This is a genomic window from Variovorax boronicumulans (genome assembly GCF_009811375.1).
Classification (GTDB): domain Bacteria; phylum Pseudomonadota; class Gammaproteobacteria; order Burkholderiales; family Burkholderiaceae_C; genus Variovorax; species Variovorax boronicumulans.
The window spans coordinates 3,783,755-3,802,459 of the sequence record NZ_BKDH01000001.1 but is presented as its reverse complement, the minus strand read 5'-3'; the positions used below and the strand labels follow the sequence as shown (position 1 = coordinate 3,802,459).

Annotated in this window: 23 protein-coding genes; 16 read left to right on the top strand and 7 right to left on the bottom strand. The window is 69.2% G+C overall.

All coding sequences use genetic code 11. From position 1 onward, the window contains the following. Position 1: 1 nt before the first annotated feature. Together VHAB30_RS17505 and VHAB30_RS17500 are read left to right on the top strand one after the other, a co-directional pair. Entirely contained in the window at positions 2–1,144 is a 1,143-nt protein-coding gene (locus VHAB30_RS17505) for a c-type cytochrome (RefSeq protein ID WP_159277947.1), read from the top strand. A gap of 34 nt (positions 1,145–1,178) precedes the next feature. Then, positions 1,179–2,141, top strand: a complete 963-nt coding sequence (locus tag VHAB30_RS17500) for an ABC transporter substrate-binding protein (RefSeq protein WP_159277946.1) — start codon at positions 1,179–1,181, stop codon at positions 2,139–2,141. On the opposite strand, the gene VHAB30_RS17495 is transcribed toward VHAB30_RS17500, so the two are convergent. Continuing rightward, positions 2,138–3,124 (bottom strand): AraC family transcriptional regulator, encoded by a 987-nt coding sequence (locus VHAB30_RS17495; protein ID WP_235926717.1) that lies wholly within the window; start codon positions 3,122–3,124, stop codon positions 2,138–2,140. The genes VHAB30_RS17500 and VHAB30_RS17495 overlap by 4 nt on opposite strands. 288 nt (positions 3,125–3,412) lie before the next feature. Here VHAB30_RS17495 and VHAB30_RS17490 point away from each other — a divergent pair, with 288 nt between their 5' ends. After that, positions 3,413–3,928, top strand: a complete 516-nt coding sequence (locus tag VHAB30_RS17490) for a response regulator transcription factor (RefSeq protein ID WP_159277944.1) — start codon at positions 3,413–3,415, stop codon at positions 3,926–3,928. A gap of 2 nt (positions 3,929–3,930) precedes the next feature. Here the strand turns inward: VHAB30_RS17490 and VHAB30_RS17485 are convergent, their stop codons facing one another. Continuing rightward, the gene (locus VHAB30_RS17485) at positions 3,931–4,875 is read right to left on the bottom strand and encodes a LysR family transcriptional regulator (RefSeq protein ID WP_159277943.1); all 945 of its coding nucleotides are present in this window, start codon (positions 4,873–4,875) and stop codon (positions 3,931–3,933) included. Between the two features lie 128 nt (positions 4,876–5,003). Here VHAB30_RS17485 and VHAB30_RS17480 point away from each other — a divergent pair, with 128 nt between their 5' ends. Then, positions 5,004–6,566, top strand: a complete 1,563-nt coding sequence (locus VHAB30_RS17480; RefSeq protein WP_235926716.1) for a M20/M25/M40 family metallo-hydrolase — start codon at positions 5,004–5,006, stop codon at positions 6,564–6,566. 22 nt (positions 6,567–6,588) lie between these two features. Here the strand turns inward: VHAB30_RS17480 and VHAB30_RS17475 are convergent, their stop codons facing one another. Next, a complete protein-coding gene (locus VHAB30_RS17475; RefSeq protein ID WP_159277942.1) occupies positions 6,589–7,440 on the bottom strand; it encodes a symmetrical bis(5'-nucleosyl)-tetraphosphatase in 852 nt (283 codons plus the stop codon). Positions 7,441–7,463: 23 nt separating this feature from the next. On the opposite strand from VHAB30_RS17475, the gene VHAB30_RS17470 reads away from it, so the two are divergent. From VHAB30_RS17470 to VHAB30_RS17445, 6 genes are all read left to right on the top strand, one after another. Then, entirely contained in the window at positions 7,464–8,774 is a 1,311-nt protein-coding gene (locus VHAB30_RS17470; RefSeq protein WP_159277941.1) for a hemolysin family protein, read from the top strand. A gap of 16 nt (positions 8,775–8,790) precedes the next feature. Next, positions 8,791–9,732: a protein kinase family protein gene (locus VHAB30_RS17465; RefSeq protein ID WP_159277940.1), complete on the top strand. Its 942-nt coding sequence runs from the start codon at positions 8,791–8,793 to the stop codon at positions 9,730–9,732. 40 nt (positions 9,733–9,772) lie between these two features. Next, on the top strand, positions 9,773–10,744 hold the full coding sequence (locus VHAB30_RS17460; RefSeq protein WP_159277939.1) for a VWA domain-containing protein: 972 nt from the start codon (positions 9,773–9,775) through the stop codon (positions 10,742–10,744). A gap of 10 nt (positions 10,745–10,754) precedes the next feature. After that, entirely contained in the window at positions 10,755–12,083 is a 1,329-nt protein-coding gene (locus VHAB30_RS17455) for an adenylosuccinate synthetase (protein WP_235926714.1), read from the top strand. A gap of 18 nt (positions 12,084–12,101) precedes the next feature. Beyond that, positions 12,102–12,527 (top strand): hypothetical protein, encoded by a 426-nt coding sequence (locus tag VHAB30_RS17450; RefSeq protein ID WP_159277938.1) that lies wholly within the window; start codon positions 12,102–12,104, stop codon positions 12,525–12,527. 77 nt (positions 12,528–12,604) lie between these two features. Continuing rightward, entirely contained in the window at positions 12,605–13,240 is a 636-nt protein-coding gene (locus tag VHAB30_RS17445; protein WP_159277937.1) for an FABP family protein, read from the top strand. A 6-nt stretch (positions 13,241–13,246) separates the two neighbouring features. Here VHAB30_RS17445 and VHAB30_RS17440 read toward each other — a convergent pair whose 3' ends face one another. Continuing rightward, entirely contained in the window at positions 13,247–13,600 is a 354-nt protein-coding gene (locus tag VHAB30_RS17440) for a hypothetical protein (RefSeq protein ID WP_159277936.1), read from the bottom strand. Positions 13,601–13,699: 99 nt separating this feature from the next. On the opposite strand from VHAB30_RS17440, the gene VHAB30_RS17435 reads away from it, so the two are divergent. Further along, positions 13,700–14,185 (top strand): DUF2165 family protein, encoded by a 486-nt coding sequence (locus VHAB30_RS17435; RefSeq protein ID WP_159277935.1) that lies wholly within the window; start codon positions 13,700–13,702, stop codon positions 14,183–14,185. 76 nt (positions 14,186–14,261) lie between these two features. After that, on the top strand, positions 14,262–14,606 hold the full coding sequence (locus tag VHAB30_RS17430) for a hypothetical protein (protein WP_139701940.1): 345 nt from the start codon (positions 14,262–14,264) through the stop codon (positions 14,604–14,606). Positions 14,607–14,610: 4 nt separating this feature from the next. Here VHAB30_RS17430 and VHAB30_RS17425 read toward each other — a convergent pair whose 3' ends face one another. Together VHAB30_RS17425 and VHAB30_RS17420 are read right to left on the bottom strand one after the other, a co-directional pair. After that, on the bottom strand, positions 14,611–15,075 hold the full coding sequence (locus VHAB30_RS17425; protein WP_159277934.1) for a GNAT family N-acetyltransferase: 465 nt from the start codon (positions 15,073–15,075) through the stop codon (positions 14,611–14,613). Positions 15,076–15,079: 4 nt separating this feature from the next. Continuing rightward, positions 15,080–16,090, bottom strand: coding sequence for a LysR family transcriptional regulator (locus VHAB30_RS17420; protein WP_095744241.1), 1,011 nt, complete (start codon positions 16,088–16,090; stop codon positions 15,080–15,082). 175 nt (positions 16,091–16,265) lie between these two features. On the opposite strand from VHAB30_RS17420, the gene VHAB30_RS17415 reads away from it, so the two are divergent. Continuing rightward, positions 16,266–16,559, top strand: coding sequence for a hypothetical protein (locus tag VHAB30_RS17415; protein ID WP_235926711.1), 294 nt, complete (start codon positions 16,266–16,268; stop codon positions 16,557–16,559). Positions 16,560–16,563: 4 nt separating this feature from the next. Here the strand turns inward: VHAB30_RS17415 and VHAB30_RS17410 are convergent, their stop codons facing one another. Next, complete coding sequence (locus tag VHAB30_RS17410) at positions 16,564–16,842, bottom strand: helix-turn-helix domain-containing protein (RefSeq protein ID WP_159277933.1); 279 nt, start codon at positions 16,840–16,842, stop codon at positions 16,564–16,566. 149 nt (positions 16,843–16,991) lie between these two features. Here VHAB30_RS17410 and VHAB30_RS17405 point away from each other — a divergent pair, with 149 nt between their 5' ends. The 3 genes from VHAB30_RS17405 (at position 16,992) to VHAB30_RS17395 (ending at position 18,680) form a co-directional block, all read left to right on the top strand. Then, positions 16,992–17,414 (top strand): DUF7684 family protein, encoded by a 423-nt coding sequence (locus tag VHAB30_RS17405; RefSeq protein ID WP_139701936.1) that lies wholly within the window; start codon positions 16,992–16,994, stop codon positions 17,412–17,414. A 34-nt stretch (positions 17,415–17,448) separates the two neighbouring features. Beyond that, the gene (locus VHAB30_RS17400) at positions 17,449–18,243 is read left to right on the top strand and encodes an ornithine carbamoyltransferase (RefSeq protein WP_159277932.1); all 795 of its coding nucleotides are present in this window, start codon (positions 17,449–17,451) and stop codon (positions 18,241–18,243) included. Between the two features lie 62 nt (positions 18,244–18,305). Further along, a complete protein-coding gene (locus VHAB30_RS17395; RefSeq protein WP_159277931.1) occupies positions 18,306–18,680 on the top strand; it encodes a UDP-N-acetylglucosamine-peptide N-acetylglucosaminyltransferase in 375 nt (124 codons plus the stop codon). Positions 18,681–18,705: the final 25 nt, after the last annotated feature.

Genomic DNA, 18,705 nt, shown 5'->3' with positions numbered 1-18,705 from the left:
CATGAACGCAACGCCCGAGGCCGATTGGCTCAACCTGCTGATCGGCCTGCTCCAGGGCGCCCAACTGCAGCTGCTGCGCGTGCTCGATGCACTCGGCCTCGTGCAAAAGGTGCATGGCCAGCCGGCGTGGCCGTGGGCGCATCGGCTGTCGGGCGAGAACCTGCTGATCGACTTGGGGCAGGCGCGCAGCCTCGCGTGGACGCTGGCGTGCGTCGGCGTTGCCTTGCTGCTGCTGTTGATCGCGTTGCTCTGGCGGCGCCCGCGCTGGTACCTGCTCGCGCTGGTGCCGATGCTGCTGATCGCCGCGCCCTGGCCCCACGCGAATGTCGTGCTGGTGCCTGCAACGCCGGCGAGCTTCCACGCGTCGCCGACCGGCTTCACGGCCACATCCATCGCGCAAGGCCGCGTGCTCTACGCGCAGCACTGCGTGAGCTGCCACGGTGCGGACGGCAAGGGCGAAGGACCGCTGGCCGCTTCGCTGGCCGTGTGGCCGCCAAACCTCACGGGCCCGCTGCTGTGGCGCCGCGCCGATGGCGACCTGCTCTGGCGCGTGCTTCACGGCACCGCCGCCATGCCCGGCTTCGGCGGTGCGCTCGACGCGGCCGATGCCTGGGCGCTCATCGACTACATGAAGGCGCAGGGCGCGGGCCAGAGCCTGCGCGCGCAGGGCCACTGGCCGCAGCCGGTTGGCCTGCCCGACATGGCGGTGCGCTGCGGCGCGCAAGCGCCCCGGTCGCTCGCGCACTGGCGCGGGCAGCGCGTGCGCGTCGTGGCGGGCGCGGTCGCGCCCAGCGAAGACCCGCGCCTGGTGACGGTGCAGCTGCTGCCGCCCGGGGCGAAGGCGGCGGGCGTCACCGCCGATTGCGTGGCCGATTCACCGGCCGCGTGGGAGGCGCTGGCGCTCATCGCGGGCACCGACCAGCTCGCGGGCATGCAGCTCATCGCCGACCGCGACGGCTGGCTGCGCGTGCGCGGCCAGCCGGGACAGGCCGGCTGGTCCGACGACGACCTGCTGTGCCGCAGCGACAGCCCGCCGGCCGCCTCGGCGAAAGGCGCCGTGCTGCCGCCCGATGGCCTGGGCGCGCTCATCGCCCGCATGGACGCCGAGCCGGTGCGCTTCGTCAAGGGCGGCTTCATCCACTGATTTCCTTTTCACTGCTTCCACGGAGAACGAACCCATGACCTCACACCTCGACCGATCGCGCCGCCAGCTGCTTGCCGGCGGCCTTGCCGCTGCCACGACCGCCACCTTGCCCACCTTCGTCCGCGCGCAGGGCCGCCCGGTGCTCAAGGCCGGCGACCAGAAGGGCGGGCTGCGCGCGCTGCTCGAAGCGGCGGGCGGGCTCGAAGGCCTGGGCTACGACATCCAGTGGTCGGAGTTCCCCGCCGCCGCGCCGCTGGCCGAGGCGCTCAACGCGGGCGCGGTCGATTCGGGCCCGATTGGCGATGCGCCGCTGATCTTCGCGCTCGCGGCCGGCACGCGCGTCAAGGCCATCGGCGCGAACCGCTCCGACGCCTACGGCACGGCGGTGCTGGTGCGGCCCGATTCGCCGCTCAAGAGCGCGGCCGAACTCAAGGGCAAGAGCATCGCTACCAACCGCGGCTCCATCGGCCACTACGTGACGCTCAAGGCGATCACGGCGGCGGGCCTGAAGCCCGAGGACGTGAACATCCGTTTTCTTGCACCGGCCGATGCCAAGCTCGCGCTCACGCAGGGCTCGGTCGATGCCTGGGCCACGTGGGAGCCCTACACCGCGCTGGCCGAAATCAGTCGCCATGCGCGCGTGCTGGTCAGCGGGCGCGGCCTGCTGCCGGGGCTGAGCTACCTCGCCGCGACCGACGCTGCCATTGCCGCCAAGCGGCCGGTGCTGCAGGACTTTCTGCAGCGCGTGGTGAAGGCGCAGCGCTGGTCGTACCGCAACGTCGATGCGTTCTCGGCCACGCTCGCACGCATCATCGGCATTCCGCCCGAGGCGGCGAAGCTGCAGTTCGAGCGCCGCCAGCAGCAGTGGATTCCCATCGACGCGCAGGTCATCGCCGACCAGCAGGGCACGGCCGATTTCTACCGGCAGGTGGGGCTCATCAAGCAGCCGCTCGACGTGAAGGGCACGTTCGACACCGGCTTCGGCACGGCGGCCTAGAACCGCCGTTCGAGCGCCTGCACGCGGAAGTCCTGCGGCGCGATGCCGTAGGCGCGGCGAAAGGCGCGGCTGAAATCCGAGGCGCTGCGAAAGCCCGCGCTGTAGGCGATGTCGGTCACCATCACATGCGGGTAGCGCGCCAGGTCGCTTGCCGCCTGGCGCAGCCGCAGGCTGCGGATGTAGCTGCCCAGCCCGCCTTCGTGCTGGAACATGCGGTACAGCGTGGGGCGCGGCAACTGCAGCGCGGCCAGCACGCTCTCGGGCGTGAGGTCGGCGCGGTGCAGGTGCGTCTGCACGTGGCGGCGCACGCGGTCGAACATGGCGGCGCGTGCCGCAGCGCGCGCGTTGCCGTCGAAGCCGGCCTGCTTGCCGAAGGCCGACACCACCAACTGCGCGCCCGTGCGCACCGCGCTCTGGGCCGCCGCCGGCGTCATGCCGCCGATGTGGCGCGCCAGCGAGATCGCGTGCCCCGCCGCCAGCCGTGCCAGCGGCGTGGTGCAGGTGAGCATGCGCCCGTGGATGGCCTCGGGGTCGGGGAAGCTTTCCTGCACCAGCGTGCCGGGCACGAAGAAGGTGTGGACCCGGCAGTCGTGGCGCCGCATGCGCACCGGCTGGTTCATGTCCAGCGCGAGGATCGTGGGCGTGCCGGCGGGGGCGGGCGGCGGTTCGTCCTTGCGGCGTGCACCCGGGGTGGCCCGCACCCGCAGGTCGTCGACGCCGCCTTCCTCGAACACATGGAACACGAAGTCGCGCACGCTGTCGGTCGACACGCGGGCCAGCGAGCGCTCCAGCACCAGCGTGTCGGAGCGGCATTCGGTGAAGACCAGGCCGCCCACGTCGTAGCGGTCGATCGCGGCGTTGAAGGGGCGCTCGAGCGCGTCGCGCGAGGGCAGGGCGTCCATCACATGGCCGACGCGTGCGCGCCAGGCCAGGAACTGCCGGTCGGGCGGCTCTGCGTGCACGTCGAAATGGCTGTGTGCCACGCCCGGGGGACAGAGGGGGCGTTCGGGGGCCGTGGCGGCGCTGTGCGTCATAGGGCGAGGTCGGAGCGGCGCCAAGGGGCTGGAGGGTCCATGCCCGCCAAATAGTACTAACTAAGCGTTAAAAAATCACAGATTTTGCGAAATTCTCCCAAGAACTGAGACGGAAGGTCAAGGCTGTTTACAAAGCGACCTCAGGCTCGCGAGAGGCGTCCTTGCATTGCATTTCGTGGCAGAGGGACGCCGGGTTTACTTTTTCCCCTAGTGTTGATCGACCGAGCGAGCATTGACATGTCCAAAGGAAGCGCCGAGCTGCGTGCCATTTCGGAACTGGACGACGCACCGCCCTTGAGCCCCGCCGTGGCCGCGAACGCCGCGGCGCGGCTTTTTGCCCAGGCCAACCAGCTGGACCTGGCCAACCTGATGACGGCGGTCGAGCGCGGCGACGTGTGGGCAGCCGCGCGCACGGCGCGGCAGATCCTGTGCGACATCGAGGAGGCGGCCCTGGCGGCGCACGGGCTCGACCGTGCGCAGGAAGAAGCCGGCGACGAGGGCCTGCTCTCGCCGCGTGAACTGAAAGTGCTGGAGCTCGTGGCCCAGGGCTGGAGCAACCGGCGCGTGGCCGAGGCGCTGCACCGCTCCGACAGCACGGTCGCCAGCCAGATCAAGAGCATCTACCGCAAGCTGTCGGTCCATTCGCGCACGCAGGCCGTGCACGAGGCCACGCGGCGCGGGCTGCTGCGCCCCTCGGGCGCAACGCAGCGCCGGGTCATCAGCTTCCCGGGGTCCGGGCCCGCGCGCGGCTGAGCTCAGTCGGCCTTGCGTGTGCGTGTCCTGGGCGTGCCGCCGGCCGCCGGCAACTGCTCGCGCAGGTAGGCCAGGAAGGTGCGCACCACCTCGGGCAGCGTGCGATCGGCCAGCGTCTGCAGCTCGACCGAACGCCCGCGCATGCCGGGCTCGCGGATCTCGGCCGCCACCAGTTCGCCGCGCTGCACGCGGTCGCGCACCGTGATCTCGCCCGTGATGGCCAGGCCGCCGCCCTGCAGCACGAAGTTGGCGAGCGCCTCGAAACGGTTGCTCACCAGCACGGGCTCGAACACGAGGCCGCGGTTGCTGCAACCCACGTCGAACAGCTGGCGCACCGTGTTCTCGGGGCTGCCCAGCGCGATGGGAAAGGGATGCATCTGCGCCAGCGTCACGCTGCGCGACTTCGCCAGCGCATGGTCGGGCCGCATGATCGCGAACACCGACGCCGCCTGGCGGTGCTCGACCCGGATGCCGCGCACCGCCGCGCGGCTGTAGGTCAGGCCGATGTCCGCCTCGCCGAGCAGCACGGCGTCGCTCACCTGTGTCGGTCCGGTGGCATCGAGCCGGAAGCGCACGCCCGGGTACTGTTCGCGGAACGCCGCGATGGTGCGCGGCAGGAACTCGTTGGCGAAGCCCGAGGAACAGGCGATGCGCACCCGCCCGCTCAGTGGCCCCTGCAGCGCCTGGATGTCCGACAGCACGCGCTCGGCCTCCAGCGCGCCGCGCAGCGCGTGCGCCGCCAGCAGCTCGCCCGCGGCGCTGGGCACCATGCCGCGCGGGCGGCGCTCGAACAGCGGCGCGCCCACCAGGGTTTCGAGCGCGGCCACCTGGCGGCTGACGGCCGAGATGCTGACGTTCAGCCGCGCGGCCGCCTCGGTGAGCGAGCCCGTGCGGGCCACTTCGAGGAAGTAGCGCAGCGAGGTTTCCTGCAGGCGGCGGCTGGGCATGGGGGAGTGTGAGGTTTGCAAGGAATGCAAAGGTAGCTCAAGAAAATAGCAATTGTTGAAAAGGTGCCCGCTTTTTATGCTGCGCAGACACTCGGTCCTCCGTCCTGCTCCCTTCTGCGCTGCCACCCATGCCCACCCCTTCCCCTCGCTTCCCTCGTGCCACCCGCCGCCTGATGGCGCTGCTCCCCACGGCCGTCCTGCTGCTGGGCCACGGCCTCGCGCAGTCGGCCGAACTCTCGCCGGCCCAGGCCGAGCGCCATGCGCAGGCCACCTACCGCGAGTACTTCGAGTTGCTGACCCTGCCCAACGACGCCACCGTGCCGGAGGACATCCGCAAGAACGTCGACTGGCTGGAGCAGGCCTTCCGCAAGCGCGGCTTCACGACGAAGCAGCTGCCCAACAGCGGCAAGCCGATGCTCTTCGCCGAGTTCCCGGGCAGCGACCCCGCGCGCAAGACGGTGCTGTTCTACATGCACCTCGACGGCCAGCCGGTGATCCCCGCGCAGTGGGCGCAAAAGAGCCCGTGGACGCCCGTGCTCAAGCGCAAGACAGACAAGGGCGAGTGGGAAGAGATCGACGCGGCCCCGCTCTTCAGCGGCCCGCTCGACCCCGAGTGGCGCGTGTTCGGCCGGGCCTCGGCGGACGACAAGGGCCCGATCATGATGCTGCTGGCGGCCATCGACGCGCTCAAGGCCGGCGGCGGCCAGCCGGCGGTCAACGTGAAGGTGATCCTCGACAGCGAGGAAGAAAAAGGCTCGCCGTCCATCAGCCAGGTCATGCAGGCCCACCGCGAGCTGCTGCGCAGCGACGCCATCGTGATCCACGACGGCCCCATGCACGCCACCAACCGGCCCACGCTGGTGTTCGGCAACCGCGGCGCGGCCGATGCGCGGCTCACCGTGTACGGCGCCAAGGTGCCGCTGCACAGCGGGCACTACGGCAACTACGCGCCCAACCCGGCGCAGCGCCTGGCCAGCCTGCTGGCCACGATGAAGGACGACACCGGGCGCGTGACCGTGCCGGGCTACTACGACCGCGTGAAGATCGGCGAGGCCGAGCGCAAGATCATGGCCGCCGTGCCCGACGACGAGGCCGCGCTCAAGCGCCGCCTGGGCATCGCCCGCACCGACCGGGTCGGCGCCAACTACCAGGAGGCGATGCAGTACCCCTCGCTGAACGTGCGCGGCATGGCCTCGGCGGCCGTGGGCGACAAGGTGGCGAACATCGTGCCCGACAAGGCCGAGGCCGAGATGGACCTGCGCACCACGCCCGACTCCGACGCGCCTTATTTGGGCAAGCTGATCGAGGCGCACATCGTCAAGCAGGGCTACCACCTCGTGAAGGGCGCGCCGACCGACGAGGAGCGCGCCCGCTACGACAAGCTCGCCAGCTTCAGCTACCGCAGCGAGGGCGCCGACGCGGCGGGCTCGCCGATCAACTCACCCATCGGCCAGTGGGCCTACAAGGCGCTGACCGACACCTTCGGCACCACGCCCGAGCCGGTGCGCATCCGCATGATGGGCGGCACCGTGCCGACGGCGGAAATCGTGCGCGTGCTGCAGGTGCCGTTCGCGATCATTCCGCTGGTGAACGCCGACAACAACCAGCACGCGGCGAACGAGAACCTGCGCATGGGCAACTACGTGACCGGCGTGCAGACGGTCTACGCGCTGATGACGCACGGGTTCTGAGCCCGAACAGGGCTAGCGGTCGTCAGGCCCCCTTGCCGGGCTTCTGCGCCTGCTCGCATTCCACCTGGATCAGCTCGCGCTGGTCCAGCGTCGTGCCGAAGCGCACCGCGCTGAGGCAGCCGCCCCACACGCAGCCGGTGTCGGTCGAGAGCAGGTCGGGCCGTGAGAGCCAGCCCAGCGTCGACCAGTGGCCGAAGGCGACGGTGGCCGCGGCCGTCTTGCGGCCCGGCACGTCGAACCACGGCAGGTAGCCCTCGGGGCCGGGAATGGCGCCGTCCTTGCTCTCGAACTCCATCACGCCTTCGGGCGTGCAATAGCGCAGGCGCGTGAGCGCGTTGACGATCACGCGCAGCCGCGCGTGGCCCGTGAGCGCGTCGTCCCAGTGGTCGGGTGTGTTGCCGTACATCTCGTGCAGGAAGTCGCCCAGCGCGGGGCCGCGCAGCACCGACTCGACCTCCGACGCCAGCGCCAGCGTGTTGCCCACCGTCCACTGCGGCAGCACGCCGGCATGCACCATGAGCAGGTCGCCGCCGCCGATCTGCATGTGCAGCGCCATGTGCTGCTGGCGCAGCCAGTCGAGCATCGCCTCGCTGTCGGGGGCGGCCAGCAGGCCGGCCACCGTGTCCTTGCGGCCGCCCTTGCGAACGCCGTGCGCCACGCCCAGCAGGTGCAGGTCGTGGTTGCCCAGCAGGCTACGTGCCGAGGCGCCGTAGCCCTGCAGGCGGCGCAGCACCGCGGCCGAATCGGGGCCCCGGTTGACCAGGTCGCCGAGCACCACGAGCGTGTCGCGGCTGGGAGAGAAATCGATCTTGTCGAGCAGCCGGCCCAGGGGGGCATCGCAGCCCTGGACGTCGCCGATACAGTAAAGTGACATTCCCTCATTCTCTCCCCCCGTTCATGGATGTCTTCCTGCTGGCCTTGCTGACCACCCTCAATGCGGTGTTCGCAATGTCCGAAATGGCCCTTTCCACCAGCCGCCGCGCACGCCTCGCGGCCTTGGCCGAAACGGGGGACACCGGGGCCGAGGCCGCGCTGAAGCTGATGGAATCGCCCACGCAATTCCTCTCGACCGTGCAGATCGGCATCACCTCGATCGGCATGCTCAGCGGCATCGTGGGCGAGGCCGCCTTCGCGGCGCCGCTCGCGGTGTGGATGGAAAGCCTGGGCATGGGCGCCGGCACCTCCAGCATCGTGTCGACCGCGGTGGTGGTGACCTGCATCACCTTCTTCACCATCATCTTCGGCGAGCTGGTGCCCAAGCGCATCGGCCAGCTGTACCCCGAGCCAGTGGCGCGCTTCGTGTCGCGCCCCATGCGCGGGCTGGCCAAGGGCGCCAAGCCCTTCGTGTGGCTGCTGGCCGGCGCCACCGCCACCACGCTGAAGCTGCTGCGCATCGACGCCAACGCCGCGCGCTCGGTGACCGAAGAAGAAATCTCGGCCAGCCTTGAAGAAGGCGTGGACGCCGGCGTGATCGAGCAGCACGAGCACCAGATGGTGCGCAATGTGTTCCACCTGGACGACCGCCGCCTGTCGTCGCTCATGATCCCGCGCGCCGACATCGAATGGCTCGACGCCTCCAACACCGTGGCGCAGGCGCTGCAGAAGGTGGCGGACGCCGCGGCGCTCAACCTCGTGCACTCGTGGTACCCCGTGTGCCGCAACTCGCTGGACGATGTGGTCGGCGTGATCAGCGTGGCGCACCTGCTGCGCCTGGGTTCCGCCCACAAGGGCGTGCTCGGCCAGGAGGCCACGCCCGCCGTGTTCGTGCCCGAGACGCTCACCGGCATGGAGCTGCTCGAGCAGTTCCGCACGCGCGCCGGCCGGCTGGTGTTCGTGGTCGACGAGTACGGCGTGGTGCAGGGCCTCATGACCCCGCGCGACCTGCTCGAGGCCATCACCGGCGAGCTGCAGCCCGGCATGCAGGCCGACGCCTGGGCGCACCAGCGCGCCGACGGCATGTGGGAGCTCGACGGCCTCATGCCCGTGTCGGAGCTGCGCGCGCGCCTGGGCATCCGCGAGCTGCCCGACGAAGAGCGTGGGCGCTACAACACCGTGGCGGGCCTGCTCATGTCCGTGTCGGGCCACCTGCCCGCCGTGGGCGAGCACATCGACTGCGCGGGCTGGTGCTTCGAGGTCGTGGCGCTCGAAGGGCGCCGCATCGACCGCGTGCTGGCGTCGCCCGACCCGGCCGCGCCGCAAGAAGACTGAAGAGGAGGGCGCGGCCATGCTGTCGCTGCTTGCACTGAGTTGCCCCCAATGCTCGGCCCCGCTGCCGCGTGCGGCGCGCTGGCGCACCGTCAACTGCGGCTACTGCGGCGCGACCATCACGCGCGGCACCGAAACCGTCGAGCGCGAGAGCTTTCGCGCCGCCTGGCGCCGCGCCAACGCGGCACAGCTGTCGGACACCGGTCGCCTCCTGCAATGGCGCGGCGCGCACTACCGCGTGCTCGCGCCGCTGGGCCAGGGCGAACACAGCGAGGTGCTGCTGGCCGAACGGCTCGGCGCCGTGCCCGAGCGCGTGACGATCAAGCTCGCGCGCGAGGAGGCCGGCAACGCCGTGCTGGCGCGCGAGGCCGCCGTGCTGCAGGCGCTGCAGGCCCTGTCGGTGCCCGGCGCGGCCTACTTCACGCGGCGGCTGCCGCAGCCGCTGGGCCTGGGTGTGGCGCAAGGCCTGGGCGACGGCGAACGGCAGGCGCTGGTGCTGCGCCACCCGACCGGTTTCTGGGGCAGCCTGCAGGAGGTGCAGCAGGCCAATCCGCAAGGCATCGATGCGCGCCATGCCGTCTGGCTCTGGCGGCGCATGCTCGAGGTGCTGGCCTTCGTGCACGGCGCCGGCTGGACGCACCGCGCGCTCACGCCCGCGCATGCGCTCGTGCATCCGCGCGACCACGGCGTGCTGCTCATCGGCTGGTCGCAGGCCAGGCTGGACGTGTCGGGCGGCGCCATCGGGCGCGACCTGATGGCGTCCGCGCGCAGCGTGCGCGCGTTGCTGTCCGACAGCGCCACCTCCGCGCCGCTGGACGCCTTGCTGCGCGAGTGCAGCGACGACGCCGTCGCCTGCGAGCGGTTGGGCGCGCAGGGCATCGAGCAGGCGCTGTCGGTGGCCTCGCGCGAGGCCTTCGGGCCGCCGCGCTTCGTTCACTTCGACCCCGCGCCGGCCGGCTAGCCGCCAGCCTTTCACTTTTTCCTCACGAAGGAGCACGTCCATGGGTTACGGAAACTATTCGCACGCCGCCCACGCGGCCATCGTGGCCGACCGCGCCGCCAAGTCCGGCAGCGAAGTCTTCACGCAGACCGCCACGCACGCGCTCATGAACCCGCAGGGGCTCAAGGTGCGCGAGTCGCGCGACAACGCCGACCACCCGAACTCGCTGGGCATCGCCTTCGCGCTCGACGTCACCGGCTCGATGGGCGACATCCCGCAGACCCTCGCGCGCCGCGAGCTGCCGACCTTCATGAAGCTGCTGACCGACTGCGGCGTGGCCGACCCTCAGCTCATGTTCATGGCCATCGGCGACGCCACCTCCGACCAGGCGCCGCTGCAGGTGGGGCAGTTCGAATCGACCGCCAACCTCATGGACCAGTGGCTCACCTGGAGCTACCTCGAAGGCGGCGGCGGGGGCAGCGGCGAGGAAAGCTACGAGCTGGCCTTCTACGTCATGGCGCAGCACACCGACATGGACTGCTGGGTGAAACGCAAGAAGCGCGGCTACCTGTTCGTCACCGGCGACGAGCTGCCGTACCCGGCCGTGTCGCGCCACCAGGTCGAAGGCCTCATCGGCGAGAAGCTCGACGAGGACATTCCCATCGAAGAAGTCATCGCCGCCGCGGCCGAGACCACGCACCTGTTCTTCCTGATTCCCGATGCGCAACGCCGCCGCCGCTGCGAGCCGCGCTGGCGCGAGCTGCTGGGCGACCACGTGATCTGCATGGACTCGCCCGACGACGCCTGCGCCGTGGCGGCCGGCATCGTCGCGCTCACCGAGAAGGCCGTGCCCAGCCTCGACGCGCTGGCCGGCGTGATGAGCTCCACCGGCATGGCCAAGGAACGCGTGGGCGGCGTGCTGCACGCGCTGGACGGCTACGCCGCGCTGCTCGACCCGACCGCACCGCGCCGCGCCACGCCGGCCGCCGGCAACGGGGCGCGCAGCGCGTGGTGGAAGCGGCTCTTCGGCTGACGGCCTGCCGTTGACTTCGACGCGCTACGTCTCGCTGCTCGGCCTCGGTTTCGGCGACTGCGGCAAAGGCCGCTTCACCGACTTCCTGAGCGGCGCCTGGGGCGCACACACCGTGGTGCGCTTCAACGGCGGCGCGCAGGCCGGCCACAACGTGGTGCTGGCCGACGGCCGCCATCACACCTTCTCGCAGTTCGGCGCCGGAAGCTTCCATGCCGGCGTGGCGACCGTGCTCGCCAGCCCGGTGGTGGTGCACCCGACGGCGTTGCGCGTCGAGGCCGAGGTGCTGCAGCGCGCCGGCGTGCCCGACGCCTTCGCGCGTCTGTTCATCGATGCGCGCTGCCGCGTGACCACGCCTTTTCATCAGGCTGCTGGCCGCCTGCGCGAATGGGCACGCGGTGCGGCGGCGCACGGCAGCTGTGGCGTTGGTGTGGGTGAGACCGTGCGGCAGGCACTGGCCGCGCCTGAAACGACGCTGCACTACGGCGACCTTGCGCACCCCGCGCGCACGCTCGGCAAGCTCGAAGCCCTGCGCCTCGCGCTGCACCGCGAGTTTGCGGATGCGCTGCCTTCGTCGGCCGAGGCCGCGCAAGAGCTGTCCGTGCTCGCCGATGCCTCGCTCGCACAACGCTGGCTCGACGCCGTGCAGCCCTGCCTGCGCCAGTCGCCGCCCGCGAGCGCCGACGCCATCGGCGAACGGCTCGCGCGCGCCGGCACCGTGCTGTTCGAAGGCGCGCAGGGCGTGCTGCTCGACGAGTGGCGCGGCTTTCATCCGCACACGACCTGGAGCACCGTCTCCACCGCCGCCGTCGAGGCGGTGCTGCGCGACGCGGGCATTGCCGCACCCGTGCAGCACCTGGGCGTGCTGCGCAGCCACCTCACGCGGCACGGCGCCGGCCCGCTGCCCACGCACGACCGCGCGCTCGATGCGCGGCTGGCCGAGCCGCACAACGCCGACGACGGCTGGCAGGGCGCGTTCCGCCGTGGCCACCCCGACGCGGTGCTGCTGCGCTACGCGCTCGCCGCCGTCGGGCCGCTCGACGGGCTGCTCGCCAGCCATCTCGATGCCGTCGCGCATGCGGACCTGCGCTGGTGCACCGGCTACCGCAGCGCCGACGGCCACACGCTGTCATCGCTGCCGCTCGGCGATGCGACCGACCTGGACCACCAGCACGCGCTCACCCGCCTGCTGGAAGGCGCCCAACCTTTGTACGAATCGCAACCCGTCGCCAGCGCCCCCGAGTGGGTGCGGCGCGTGGAAGCCCTCAGCGGCCTGCCCGTGCGCTTCGGCGCGTTCGGTCCAGTGCGCGAGGCCGTTCGCGCGCGCGACCTGCTGCTCTGATCTCATGAGAAAGCCTGCGTGACCCCCAACCTCTTCCTGATCGCCGGTGCCGTGCTGAGCGCCATCGCCGCGCTCTTGCACATCTGCGTCATCTTCGGCGGCCCGTCCTGGTACCGCTTCTTCGGTGCGGGCGAGCGCATGGCCGCGAGCGCAGAAGCCGGCCACCTGTACCCCGTGGCCGTCACGCTGGTCATCGCCGGCATGCTGGGCGTGTGGGCCGCCTACGCGCTGGCAGGCGCCGGCGTGTTGCAGCCACTGCCGCTGCAGGCGCTGGTGCTGCCTGCCATCACCGCCGTGTACCTGCTGCGCGGCCTTGTCGCCGTCGCGATGTGGCTGTTCGCTCGGCGCCGGCTCAGCGCCTTCTGGGTGTGGAGCTCGCTCGTGTGCTTCGTGTACGGCGTGGTGCACCTCGTCGGGCTCGTGCAGGTCTGGGACACGCTCTGACCACGACCCGCCACCGCACTCAAGCAGAATCCGAATCGAAGCAACCTCGTCCTGTTTTCCCTCCCACGATCGACACCATGACTACTCCCGAAGACATCTACACCGAACCCCCCGCCGATCCCGACACGCTCGCCAACCTGGGCCCGCTGCGGCCGCTGGCCGGCATCTGGGAGGGCATGAAGGGCGTCGACGTCAAGCCGAAGAAAGAGGGCCCGAAGACGCAGGTCTACGTCGAGCACTACGAGTTGCAGCCCATCGACGCGCAGACCAACGGCCCGCAGCTGCTGTACGGTCTGCGCTACCACACCTACATCCACAAGCCCGGCCTCACCAAGATGTACCACGACCAGGTCGGCTACTGGCTGTGGGAGCCGGCCACCAGCACCGTGTTTCTCACGCTGGCCATTCCGCGCGGGCAGGTGGCCATGGCCAGCGGCCACGTGAAGCCCGGCGACACCGAGTTCACGCTCAGCGCCGGGCATGGCAGCCTGGTGAACGGCATCGTGTCGAACCCGTTCCTGGAGCGCGCCTTCACCACGCTGGCGTGGAACATCACGGTGAAGATCAACGCCGACGGCACCTGGTCGTACGACCAGGACACCGTGATGCAGATCCTGGGCCAGGCCGAGCCTTTCCACCACACCGACCGCAACACGCTCACGCGCGTCGGTGAGCCCGGGCTCAATCCGCTGGCGAAGATGGCGGCGGCCTGAGGCCGTTCAGTCTGCGGGCGGCTTCGGCGTGCGCAGGCGCCGCAGCCGCACCGTGAGCTCCTTCACCAGCTGAAGCTCCCCGCGCCGCTGCGCCACCTCCAGCGCCTGCGCGAACGAGGCCTCGGCCTTCGCGGCGTCGCCGAGCGCCAGTGCGAGCAGGCCCTGCAGCCGCCACGCGGCGGTGAACTCGGGGTCGAAGGCGAGCGCCTTCTCGACATGCATCAGCGCCGTGGGCGCGTCGTCGCGCCGGTGGTACGCCAGCGCCAGGCTCATGCGCAGCAGGGCGCCGTCGCGGCCGGCGGCCAGCAGGCGCTCGAGCGCCTCGGGGGAGGGGCCGGGTGGGGTGGTGGCGGTGTTCATGGGATTCGTTCGACCTTCCTTGAGGGACTTTGAGCGCTGGCCGGCGGTTGCGTCAATATCAAAGAATAATCTTTGATATTTAAAAACGCAGGTGTTCCGATGAATCTCCCTACCTCCGTCTGGCTGTTCCAGTCTCTCCACGCGCTGGGCATGGCGCTGTGGCTGTCGATTGCGGTGCGCAACAACTGGCGCGGCTTCGCGGGCTCGGTGTTTGCGGTCGGGGGCACGATGTCGATGGCGCCGTTGCGCGTCGATCCGGCCATCGACACGCCCTTGGTGACGCGCGCCATCCGCTCGGTGGCGCTGCACCGCGCGGCGCTGTGCGTGGTGCTGGCGTTGCAGTTCGGCGCGGCGCTGGCGTTCTGGGCCGGCGGCGCGATGCTGGTGGTCGGCGGCGACCTGTCGGCCGCGCGGCCGTGGCTCAACCTGGGGCTGGCCGGCTTTGCCGCATTCCTGTTCGCCATGCACCTGGGCGGCCTGTGGTTCGGCTACTGGATACGGCAGGATGGCCTGCAGCTCACGCACCTCGTGCTGCTGCTGTGGGTGCTGGCGGCGTTCTTCCTGTTCAACCTGTCATGGCATTGATGCCGCCTTCGTCCTACGCGCGCGGTGAGGCCACGCCCACAGCCCGCGCGACGCGCTGCATCCACCATCGGTCCCCATGAACAGAGTGATTCTTGCGTTCCTGGGTGGGGTTGCCTGCGCTGCCGCCGTGGTGGCCATCGCGGAGCCCGTGAGAGTGCCCGTCGACAGCGACGACAAGGGCACGGCCTACATCGCGCCCAACGTGAACTCCACCGAAACCTCGGCCCGCACGAACGGTGCCACGGTCGGTGTGCAGCGCCCGGACGGCAGTGCTTTGGAAGCCGGTACCGACACGTCTGGCAAGCGGCCCACCTATTCGGTCGGTGCCAAGACCGGCGGCGACGTTTCCTTCTCGGGCGGCGCGCACTCGGACGGCAAGGCCAACACCGGCGTGAAGGCCGGCATCACCATCAAGTACTGATCGGTCAGACCATCGTCGCGTAGACGATGAAGCCCTCGTGCTTCGCGACCTTGTCGTAGAGCGTGCGCCCCGCCGCATTGGTCGTGTGCGTCTGCCAGTACACGCGGTGTGCACCCGCGCGTCGCACCTGTTCGTACACGCCCTCGATCAACTGCCGGCCCACGCCCTGGCCGCGTTCGGACGATTGCGTGAACAGATCCTGCAGGTAGCAGTTGGGCTCGATGCGCGTCGTGCTGCGGTGGAACAGGTAGTGCACCAGCCCCACCAGCTGCCCCTCGCGCTCGGCCACCAGCGCATGCACCGGCTCGTACGCATCGAAGAAGCGCTGCCACGTGACCTGCGTGATCGCCTCGGGCAGGGCCGTGGGGCCTTCGCGGCCGTAGAAGGCGTTGTAGCCGTCCCAGAGCGGCTTCCATGCGGCGAAGTCGTCGGGCTTGGGCGGGCGGATCAGGAGCGCGGGCGTGGTCATGAGGTCAGGAGGCCTTTCCGTTGGGAGCGAGCGTGTCGCGCGCCGCGATGGCGGCGGCAGCAGCGGCGGTGGTCGCGGCGTTGGCGGGACAGGACGGCAGCGCCACCGGCACTGCCGCGGGCATGGGCTCGGGCACCGGTCCCATCGATTTTTCGAGAAAGTCGAGCATCGCGCGCATCGCCGCGCTGTTGTGGCGGCGCTGCGAGTACGCGGCATACAGCCAGTGCTCGTGCGGCATGTGGTCGCGCAGCACCGGCACCAGCGCGCCGCGCTCCAGGTGCGACTGCGCCAGCGGCTCGGGCACGTAGGCCACGCCCACGCCGCGCAGCGCCAGCTCGATCAGCGCCACCGCGTCGTTGGCCTCCATGCGGCTGTGCACCGCCACATCGTGCGGCTGGCCGTCGGTTTCAAAGGGCAGGTGCGTGGTGGGCATCGGCGAATAGCTCAGCACGTCGTGCCGCGCCATGTCCTCGGGCACCTGCGGAATGCCGCGCTGCGCCCAGTAGGCGGGCGACGCGCACACCACCATGTCGAAGCGCACCAGCCGGCGCACGATCAGGTTCATGTCGTCGATGCGCCCGCCCGTCAGGTGGATGTCGATGCCTTCCTCGATCAGGTCGATGTCGTGGTTGGTGAAATTCAGGCTCACGTACACGTCGGGGTAGAGCTTGATGAACTCCGCGATCACGTCCGAAAGCCAGCCCGCGATGAGCCCGTGCGGCGCGCTCATGCGCAGGCGCCCGCGCGGGTGCGAGCCGTGCGCCTGCAGGTCGTTGAGCGTGTTCTCGGCCATCGTCACCAGCTCGGTGCTGCGCTCCAGCAGCACCTCGCCCGCGTCGGTGAGGCTCAGGGAGCGGGTCGAGCGGTTGAGCAGGCGCACGCCGCTGCGTGCTTCGAGCTCGGCCACATAGCGGCTGACCGTAGCCTTGGACATGCCCAGCGAGAGGGCCGCGCGGGAGAAGCTGCGCCGGAACGCGACTTCGCGGAACGTTTTGATGAGATCGAGACCATCCATAGATCGGCGCATTGTTCCAGCATCGGGGGAGGGGGCACGGGTCGTAGGGGCATCCCGGTTTTGCGCCGTGAAAGGGGTGGGGGTGCGTGGCTATACTGCCGCCCGTTGCGCCTGAGGAGGCGCAACGGGCTTGGTCTCCCGAAACACCTCTGCGCCCACCTCCCGGAGGCCACGCATGGCGCTCGCTCCCTCGTTACCCGAATCCTCGGCGACTCTCTGCGCCGAATCGCTCGCCTTGCAGGCCTGCGACGACCTCGACAGCTTTCACACGGTGCGCCGCGCGTATGCGTGCATCGAGAAACTCATCGTGCCGCAACACGTGAACGACACCGACGATGTGTACCCGACGCGCACCGAACTCGGCGCGCTCGTGCGGCTGGTCAACGAAGAACTGCAGCGGCGCATCGAAGCCGCCGAGGCCACGCTGCAGTCGCTGCGTGCTGCCGTGGGCGATGCCCAGCGGGGCTGACGGCTCAGGCGGGGCGCTCGCCGTTCTCCGCCGGTGGTTGCTGCTGTCGCTGTTGCAGCGTCGTCGAGATGCCGTAGAGCGCCAGCATGCCGAGCACGTGCCCGATGGCAACGCCCGGCTCACCCGACTCAATTCGCGCGATCGTCTGGACGTGAACGCCCAAGCGCGCGGCAGCGACGGCCTGGCCCTCGCCAGCCGTTGTGCGCGCCAGCTTGGCAGCAGCACCGAACGCCTTGATCGCGTCGTCTCCGATGTCGGAAGAAATTCGTTTTCCTTGGGCCATGGGGTGATTGTCACTGCTTGCCGGGGAGGCGTCCGGGGCGGGTAGGTACGATCAGGCGGGAGCGGTTCTTGGCGACCGCAGCCGGACTCGCGTCGGCGGGCAGGGCCTGTCGTTCAAGAAGAGCTCAAGTCCCTTATTGCTTAGATTTCATGCCAGAACTTCCGGTCTACTTCCATATGCAACCTGGCGCCACGCTGCCCAACATCGGGTACTTGGCCCCCTTTCGGGCTGTTGTGATCATCGAGGAGGAAGTCTCCATTGAGTGGCGCGACGATGTCAGCAACTGGTTGGTGAATTCCGGCTGCCTTTACATGATGGCGTGGGGGCTGGACTGCACTTTGTGGGACGACTCTGTCGACTGGGCGAACATAGGTCAATTCCCCTTCGAGGACATTCCAGAGGATCGATTCGTCGTGACGACATGGCATGACAGTGATCCACTGGATGAGGTTTTCTATTTCTGCAAACACACTGCTGCTCATCCGATAGTGGAGCTACCTCAAGCGATCTTGCTGCACATCGCCCGCAATGAGAGTGCAGGCCCGATGCTTAATGCGTATAGCCGCGCCTGATAGGGTGGGCGAGACCTCTGACGCATCCCCAGCCATGCACCTAGTCAGCCTGTCAGCACTTTCCCCCGAGGATGTTCGCGCGATCTGGCGCCTGGCTGCATTGCCCCCCGTGGATGTTCAAGGCGCCGCAGCCTGGTCATTCGAAGGAAACGGCATTCGCACGCGCACGACGTTCCTGAAGGCATTCCACGAACTGAACCTGTCCGTCATCGAGCTGCCGAATCTCCTGAAGACAAACGAACGCGTGTGCGATCTCGCGGGCTATCTCGACCCTTTCTATGACATCTACGTCATCCGGGAATCGAACCATGAGCGCCTCGCGGAGTTCGCTGCTTCGTCCCGCAGGCCTGTGGTCAATGCGATGTCAAACGCCGGCCATCCATGCGAAGTTCTTACGGACGCCTACTTCATCGAAACAACCATAGGCCCGATCCAGAAGGTGCGCATCTGCCTTTGGGGGCCGCCGACCAACGTATTTCGTTCATGGCATGAGCTGGCCGGCGTGATGGGCTTTACGCTGGTTCATGTCTGCCATGAGGGCTTCCACGAGACCATCCCCAACGTCGCCTTTTCATCGTCTTCCCCAGAAGCAGCGGACGTGGTCATCACCGATGGCTGGCCTCGGGGCACGGAGCAGTTGAGCCGTCCGCTGTCCGTTGAAGATCTGGCTCGGATGGGAAACCCCGTGCTGTTGCCGACGCCACCGTTCACTGTCGGTGGTGAACTTTCGGTGGACCCTCGTCGCTATCCGCACTTTGCCGGCTACGAGCAGAAGAAGCACCTCTTGCCGGTGCAAAGAGCGGTGCTTCAATATCTGCTTGCAACCTGAATTGACCGGGCTCGGTCAGTCGAGTGCTGAACGGAATAGAGTCGAAAAAACCTGAATAGCCTATGAGCGAGGACTTCATCTCCCTCAGTCGATCGCTTGTCGACGACGCATGGAACAACCCCGAAAAATGGGAAGCGAACCTTGCCTCTGCGCAAGCGTTGCTCTCGAAGGCGCTCGTTGAATCCCCTGGCAATGTCCTTGCCCTGACGTGCTTGGGCGCCGTGCTTTCCGATCAAGGCAAGCACAAAGAGGCTGCATCCGCCCTGCAACGTGCAGTCGAACTCGGCTCCACCGATCGGAACACGTTCTTCAACCTCGGCGTGGCAACGATGAACTTCGGCTCACGCGCGAAAGCCATGTCTGCATTCCGTGGGGCCGAAGGGCTCCAGGCTTCGCCGCTGTCGTGGCCGGCATACTTTGATGCGCAGGCCCATTGAGCCCCCTCCCACCCCAAGCAAGGAG

Coding starts and splice junctions, on each gene's coding strand:
- VHAB30_RS17410 (WP_159277933.1), bottom strand. CDS start 16,842: ATGGCCCAAGGAAAACGAATTTCTTCCGACATCGGAGACGACGCGATC.
- VHAB30_RS17415 (WP_235926711.1), top strand. CDS start 16,266: ATGGCGCTCGCTCCCTCGTTACCCGAATCCTCGGCGACTCTCTGCGCC.
- VHAB30_RS17435 (WP_159277935.1), top strand. CDS start 13,700: ATGAATCTCCCTACCTCCGTCTGGCTGTTCCAGTCTCTCCACGCGCTG.
- VHAB30_RS17425 (WP_159277934.1), bottom strand. CDS start 15,075: ATGACCACGCCCGCGCTCCTGATCCGCCCGCCCAAGCCCGACGACTTC.
- VHAB30_RS17490 (WP_159277944.1), top strand. CDS start 3,413: ATGTCCAAAGGAAGCGCCGAGCTGCGTGCCATTTCGGAACTGGACGAC.
- VHAB30_RS17445 (WP_159277937.1), top strand. CDS start 12,605: ATGACTACTCCCGAAGACATCTACACCGAACCCCCCGCCGATCCCGAC.
- VHAB30_RS17460 (WP_159277939.1), top strand. CDS start 9,773: ATGGGTTACGGAAACTATTCGCACGCCGCCCACGCGGCCATCGTGGCC.
- VHAB30_RS17405 (WP_139701936.1), top strand. CDS start 16,992: ATGCCAGAACTTCCGGTCTACTTCCATATGCAACCTGGCGCCACGCTG.
- VHAB30_RS17440 (WP_159277936.1), bottom strand. CDS start 13,600: ATGAACACCGCCACCACCCCACCCGGCCCCTCCCCCGAGGCGCTCGAG.
- VHAB30_RS17475 (WP_159277942.1), bottom strand. CDS start 7,440: ATGTCACTTTACTGTATCGGCGACGTCCAGGGCTGCGATGCCCCCCTG.
- VHAB30_RS17465 (WP_159277940.1), top strand. CDS start 8,791: ATGCTGTCGCTGCTTGCACTGAGTTGCCCCCAATGCTCGGCCCCGCTG.
- VHAB30_RS17480 (WP_235926716.1), top strand. CDS start 5,004: ATGCCCACCCCTTCCCCTCGCTTCCCTCGTGCCACCCGCCGCCTGATG.
- VHAB30_RS17470 (WP_159277941.1), top strand. CDS start 7,464: ATGGATGTCTTCCTGCTGGCCTTGCTGACCACCCTCAATGCGGTGTTC.
- VHAB30_RS17430 (WP_139701940.1), top strand. CDS start 14,262: ATGAACAGAGTGATTCTTGCGTTCCTGGGTGGGGTTGCCTGCGCTGCC.
- VHAB30_RS17500 (WP_159277946.1), top strand. CDS start 1,179: ATGACCTCACACCTCGACCGATCGCGCCGCCAGCTGCTTGCCGGCGGC.
- VHAB30_RS17420 (WP_095744241.1), bottom strand. CDS start 16,090: ATGGATGGTCTCGATCTCATCAAAACGTTCCGCGAAGTCGCGTTCCGG.
- VHAB30_RS17395 (WP_159277931.1), top strand. CDS start 18,306: ATGAGCGAGGACTTCATCTCCCTCAGTCGATCGCTTGTCGACGACGCA.
- VHAB30_RS17400 (WP_159277932.1), top strand. CDS start 17,449: ATGCACCTAGTCAGCCTGTCAGCACTTTCCCCCGAGGATGTTCGCGCG.
- VHAB30_RS17485 (WP_159277943.1), bottom strand. CDS start 4,875: ATGCCCAGCCGCCGCCTGCAGGAAACCTCGCTGCGCTACTTCCTCGAA.
- VHAB30_RS17505 (WP_159277947.1), top strand. CDS start 2: ATGAACGCAACGCCCGAGGCCGATTGGCTCAACCTGCTGATCGGCCTG.